Origin of the sequence: Tabrizicola sp. (assembly GCF_051645465.1) — a bacterium.
GTDB lineage: Bacteria > Pseudomonadota > Alphaproteobacteria > Rhodobacterales > Rhodobacteraceae > Tabrizicola.
Window position 1 is genome coordinate 1 of sequence record NZ_JBOFBI010000384.1, and the last position, 4217, is coordinate 4217.

At 64.1% G+C, this 4217-nt stretch carries 4 protein-coding genes; all 4 read left to right on the forward strand.

The window, feature by feature from the left end; all coding sequences use genetic code 11:
• Positions 1-55 precede the first annotated feature (55 nt).
• The 4 genes from rpoZ to ACRCSW_RS23475 are packed head-to-tail and all read left to right on the forward strand — an operon-like array spanning position 56 to position 4121.
• A complete protein-coding gene (rpoZ, locus tag ACRCSW_RS23460) occupies positions 56-409 on the forward strand; it encodes a DNA-directed RNA polymerase subunit omega (protein WP_438708069.1) in 354 nt (117 codons plus the stop codon).
• 31 nt (positions 410-440) lie between these two features.
• Positions 441-2558 carry a RelA/SpoT family protein gene (locus tag ACRCSW_RS23465; protein WP_438708070.1) on the forward strand — a complete coding sequence of 706 codons (2118 nt, stop codon included), beginning with the start codon at positions 441-443 and terminating at the stop codon, positions 2556-2558.
• A gap of 56 nt (positions 2559-2614) precedes the next feature.
• Positions 2615-3322 (forward strand): DUF2062 domain-containing protein, encoded by a 708-nt coding sequence (locus ACRCSW_RS23470; RefSeq protein WP_438708071.1) that lies wholly within the window; start codon positions 2615-2617, stop codon positions 3320-3322.
• Between the two features lie 40 nt (positions 3323-3362).
• Complete coding sequence (locus ACRCSW_RS23475) at positions 3363-4121, forward strand: pyridoxine 5'-phosphate synthase (protein WP_438708072.1); 759 nt, start codon at positions 3363-3365, stop codon at positions 4119-4121.
• Positions 4122-4217: the final 96 nt, after the last annotated feature.

A 4217-nucleotide genomic window follows, 5' to 3' on the forward strand; every position in this document is an offset into this window, starting at 1 on the left:
GCCCGGCCAGCATAAATAGGCCACTTCCAGCGAAACTTCCCGATTGGAGTACCCTATGGCCCGCGTGACGGTCGAAGATTGCGTTGACAAGGTTCCGAACCGGTTCGAGCTGGTGATGCTTGCCGCCCATCGGGCGCGTGAGATCCAGTCCGGCTCGCCGATCAGCATTGACCGCGACAACGACAAGAATCCAGTCGTCGCTCTGCGCGAGATTGCCGAGGAAACCCAGTCGGCAGAAGTGCTGCGCGAGCGCATGATCGAAAGCCATCAGACCCAGATCGAGGTCGATGAGCCGGAGGAAGACCAGATGGCGCTTCTGATGGGTGGCGAGATGGACCGTCCGATGGTCGACGACATGTCGGAAGAAAAGCTCCTCCGCGCCCTGATGGAAGCCCAGGGCGAGTTCTGACGGGCCTTCTAGGCCCGCAAGTGGGGCGGTGATGATCGACGTCGAAGACCTCATCGCCCTGGTTCGCAATTACAATCCGCGCTGCAACGCCGACCTGATCCGCCGGGCCTATGCCTACGGCGTGAAAATGCATGAGGGTCAGCTTAGGAAGTCGGGCGAGCCCTATTTCACCCATCCGGTCGCTGTCGCAGCCATCCTGACCGAGCAGCGGCTGGACGATGCGACGATCGTCACGGCGCTTTTGCACGACACGATCGAGGACACAAGGTCGACCTACGCCGATCTTACCGCGCAGTTCGGCGAAGAGGTGGCGGAACTGGTGGACGGGGTCACGAAGCTGACCAACCTGCAGCTGTCCAGCACCGAAAGCCAGCAGGCCGAGAACTTCCGCAAGCTCTTCATGGCGATGTCGCGCGACCTGCGCGTGATTCTGGTCAAGCTGGCCGACCGTCTGCACAACATGCGGACCATCAAGTCGATGAAGCCGGAAAAGCAGGCCCAGAAGGCGCGCGAGACGATGGAGATCTTTGCGCCGCTCGCCGGCCGCATGGGCATGCAGTGGATGCGCGAGGAGCTGGAGGATCTGTCCTTCAAGGTCCTGAACCCCGAGGCGCGCAATTCCATCATGCGCCGCTTCCTGACGCTGCAGCGCGAAACCGGGGACGTGGTCCACAAGATCACCGCCGACATCCGCTACGAACTGGAAAAAGCGAAGATCGAGGCGGATGTCTATGGCCGTGCCAAGAAGCCGCATTCGATCTGGCGCAAGATGCAAGAGAAGGACCTGGCGTTCAGCCGGTTGTCCGATATCTACGGCTTCAGGGTCATCTGCGGGTCGGTTGCGGACTGCTACCGCATCCTGGGGGTGATCCACCAGCGGTGGCGGGCGGTGCCGGGGCGGTTCAAGGACTACATCAGTCAGCCGAAGAACAACGGCTACCGGTCGATCCACACCACCGTCTCGGGCCGCGACGGCAAGCGGGTGGAAGTGCAGATCCGCACGCGTGAGATGCACGAGGTGGCCGAGGCAGGGGTGGCGGCGCACTGGTCCTACCGTGAAGGCGTGCGGGTCGCGAACCCGTTTGCAGTCGATCCGGCCAAATGGATCGCGTCGATGACCGAACGGCTGGATGAAGGCGATACGGACGAATTCCTCGAGCATGTGAAGCTGGAGATGTATTCGGACCAGGTCTTCTGCTTCACACCCAAGGGCGATGTGGTGCAGCTGCCGCGCGGGGCGACGCCGCTGGACTATGCCTATGCGATCCATACCCGGATCGGGAACTCCTGCGTTTCGGCGAAGATCGACGGGATCAGGGTGCCCTTGTGGACCCGGCTGAAGAACGGCCAGTCGGTCGAGATCATCACGGCGGAGGGCCAGAGGCCGCAGGCGAGCTGGATCGACATCGTGACGACCGGGCGGGCGAAAGCCGCGATCCGGCGGTCCTTGCGGGAAGAGGACCGGGGCCGGTTCGTCAAGCTTGGTCAGGAACTTGCCCGCGCGGCGTTCGACCATGTCGGCAAGAAGGCCAGCGAGAAGGCCCTGCGGACCGCGGCCAAGATGCTGGGTCTGTCGGACGAGAATGATCTTCTCGCCCGCCTCGGCTCGGCGGAGATGCCAGCGCGGCGGGTGGTCGAGACGCTTTACCCCGAGCTTGCCCTCGCCACTGCCGACGAGGTCGATGCCAAGCGTCCGGTTGTCGGCCTGACCGCCGACCAGACCTTCCGCCGCGCGCAGTGCTGCCAGCCGGTGCCGGGCGAGCGGATCGTCGGCATCACCTATCGCGGGCAGGGCGTCGTGGTCCATGCCATCGACTGCCCCGCGCTGGAGGAATTCGAGGATCAGACCTCGCGCTGGATCGACCTGCACTGGCATTCGGGCCGCCATTCGCCGGTGTTCACCGTCAGCCTTGATGTCACAATCTCGAACGATGCCGGAGTATTGGGTCGAATCTGCACCTTGATCGGCGAGCAGAAGGCCAATATCTCGGACCTGAGGTTCACCGACAGGAAACCGGACTTTTATCGCCTCATTATTGACGTGGACCTTCGCGACGTTGAGCACCTGCACATGGTCATGACCGCGCTGGAGGCGGAGACGGACGTGGCGCAGATCTCGCGTCATCGCGATTTGACACGCAGGCCGTAGGGCTGGGTATAGGGTGCTGGGTTTAGGGGTGCAGGCCCGGACAGAGAGGCGGCAAGGTGGTTTTCAGGCGTAGGGATCCGTTAGGTTGGGGGGCGTGGCTGCGCGAGCAGGTCTATCCGCGCTCGGGCTTCAAGCGTGCGATCCGCTATGTAATCTACCGGATGCGCCGCCTGCCGGACCAACCGCATCGCGTCGCGCGCGGGGTCTTTGCCGGGTCGGTGATCGGGTTCCTGCCTTTGCCGGGCTTGCAGTTCCTGGCGGCCTGGGGGGCCGCAAGGCTGGTGCGCGGCAATGTGCTGGCAGCACTTCTTGCGACCTTCAACACCAATCCTGTGACAACCCCGTTCTTCGCCGTGCTTGCCATGTCTCTGGGCCACTGGATGCTGGGAATCGAAAAGCCCCTGACCGGCGAATACATCGGCAAGGCCTTTGCGCATGCCGGGCGTGACCTCTGGTTCAACTTCATGGCACTTTTCGGCCCCGAGAAGGCACGCTGGGGCGGACTGATCCAGTTCTGGGACGAAATCTACTGGCCCTATTTCATCGGCGCGCTGGGACCGGCGATTGTCATCAGCGCCGTCGCCTATTACGTGACGATTCCGCTGGTCGAGGCCTACCAGAAAGCCCGCGCCGCGACCGCGACCGAGCGTGCCGAACGCCGCAGCCGGATGCGGGCGAAGCTGGCGGAAGCCACCGCCAAGCTCACGCGGCGGGGCGAACGCGGGGGCGAGGAAGCGGATGACGACAGTCCCGGGACGCCGTAGACTGGCGCCTGAAGAAGGTGAGGGCGGAATGAAACTCCCGATGCACAGGGCGGACAAGCTTAGGCTTGGGGTCAACATCGACCATGTGGCAACCGTCCGGAATGCCCGCGGTTCCCTGTGGCCCGACCCCCTTCGCGCGGCACTTCTGGCCGAAACCGCAGGGGCCGACGGCATCACGGCGCATCTGCGCGAGGACCGCCGCCACATCCGCGACAGCGATATCGAGGCGCTGATGGCGGCCCTTACTGTGCCGTTGAACTTTGAATGCGCCGCCACGCCCGAGATGCAGGCCATTGCTCTGCGGCACCGGCCGCATGCCGTCTGTCTCGTGCCCGAAAAGCGCGAAGAACGGACGACCGAAGGTGGCCTCGACGTGGCCAGCGACCAGAACCGGCTGAGCGATTTCATCGCGCCCCTGCGTGAGGCGGGCTGCAGGGTCAGCATGTTCATCGGCCATGACCCCCGTCAGATCGAGGCCTCGGCCCGGATCGGCGCGGCGGTGGTCGAGCTGCATGTCGGGCTTTACTCCGAGCTTCTGGCCGAAGGACATCATGCGCTGGCCGAGCGCGAGCTCGCGGCCCTGCGCGCCGGGGCCGAGCTTGCGGCTGAAGCGGGGCTTGAGGTCCATGCGGGGCACGGTCTGACGTATGAGAATGTCGAGTCCATCGCCGCGATCCCGGAGCTGGCGGAGCTGAACATCGGTCACTTTCTGATTGGCGAGGCGATCTTCCGTGGCCTGGGGCCATCCATCGAGGAAATGCGCCGCCGCATGGACCTCGCGCGCGGATTGGGCGGCTGATGCCGGAATTCGACACGAATTCCGGACCGATTTCCGTTTCGGAAATCGGCGGCGCACGGGATGGGCGGCGATGATCCTGGGCATCGGCACCGACCT